Genomic DNA, 1,486 nt, shown 5'->3' on the forward strand with positions numbered 1-1,486 from the left:
CCACATTCCGCACCCTCAACTGTCACATAAGCTGTCCCCCTCCAGAGACTTGAGTAAAAATACTTAGCTGGTCAAGGTTTTCTCGGTGGCCGCTAGGGGGGTCTTGAGACCCCTAATTATGAAAAAATAGGAATTGTTGGAAAACTGAGGCGAGTGGACTGTTCGACTAGGAATCAATCAACAGAAATTGAAGTCAAAAATCTAGACCATCTGGGATTAGTCGCTGGAATTATCGATGAAATAGGAATCGTTGAAATTATCAACGAACAAGTCTCAATTGAGCGAGGAGAAATTGTCACAGCGGGGCAAGTCGTCAAAGCAATTATCCTGAATGGATTGGGATTTGTCTCCCGATCTTTGTATTTATTTCCTCAATTTTTTGGCTCTTCGGTAATTTTTATGCAAATAATTAACTTCAAATAAAATTCGATGAGAGTACCTACGCTCAAAAATAGCTGAAACCCATACAGGGAAAGACTTAAGGCACAAACAGGTTAATGCTAAAAGATAGACAATTGAGTTAAGATTTGACATAATGGCCAAAAACCCGAGTGTTTTACTTATGATACTTGACAAATTTTTGAACCTAAAAGGAACGTCTATTCAAGGCTATCTACACCTAGAAAATATCGGTATAGTTTGCCGAATCGAATCGAAAAATCAAAAAGCAACCTGTCCTCGTTGTGGGTTAGAGAGCGATAAACTACACCAAAATCATCGACATTTAGTCAAAGATTTACCAATCTCAGGACAACCAGTGTACCTACAAAGTTAATCGTCGTCAATTTAAGGGCGATAATTGTCGAAAACCCTTTAGCGAAGAGTTAGATTTTGTCGCCAGTAAACGAACCTATACGAAAAGACTAGCCGAAAATATACTCGAACAATTAAAATCAGGAGATATTTTAAATGTTAGTCGAAGAAATGACGTAACGGAAGAAGAGATTCAAAGAATGATAGAGGACATAGCTGAAGAAATTACAGAGACAGACCTATCGAAATTAAAAAGACTAGGAATTGACGAAATCGCTCTAGTCAAAGGACAAAAAAATTACTGTGCGGTTTTAGTAAATTTAGATACGGGAAAACTAATAAGTACCTAGGCAAAATTAATGGTTCTTCGGTTTGTGTTATGCAATGGACGGGAGTTATAAGGGGTGAAACCCTTATATAGAAAGACATGGCTGCGATTTTTGCCAATTGTTTTCAATCTAGAACGAGCTTCAGTTTGAAAAACTGAAGCCATTGATACTCTTTATCCTCGCTCAAGAACCAATTCTCCTTTCTTAACTTCAGATACCGATGAACTAGCCCTGTTTACACCCTCCACCGAGGACTTGCGGCAGGTGGTGATTCGGTAGTAGTGATGGCGGCTTAATCCTTTGCCAGGTGTGCATTGTAGTCATGGATAAAATACCAAAGGGTTCCCCAACGTGATTCTCCATTTTTTTAGAGAAAGATAGACTCTCTCTCACCAACCGAGAAA

The 1,486-nt window shown here is 39.0% G+C and carries 2 pseudogenes; both read left to right on the forward strand.

The features are described from left to right. Positions 1-153: 153 nt before the first annotated feature. Positions 154-381 (forward strand): annotated as a pseudogene (locus tag PX482_RS25330) (DUF4277 domain-containing protein); the annotation flags it as partial. A gap of 181 nt (positions 382-562) precedes the next feature. After that, positions 563-1,097 (forward strand): annotated as a pseudogene (locus tag PX482_RS25335) (transposase family protein); the annotation flags it as partial. Between the last annotated feature and the right edge of the window lie 389 nt (positions 1,098-1,486).

Source organism: Microcystis sp. M53602_WE12 (assembly GCF_030065455.1).
Lineage (GTDB): Bacteria > Cyanobacteriota > Cyanobacteriia > Cyanobacteriales > Microcystaceae > Microcystis > Microcystis aeruginosa.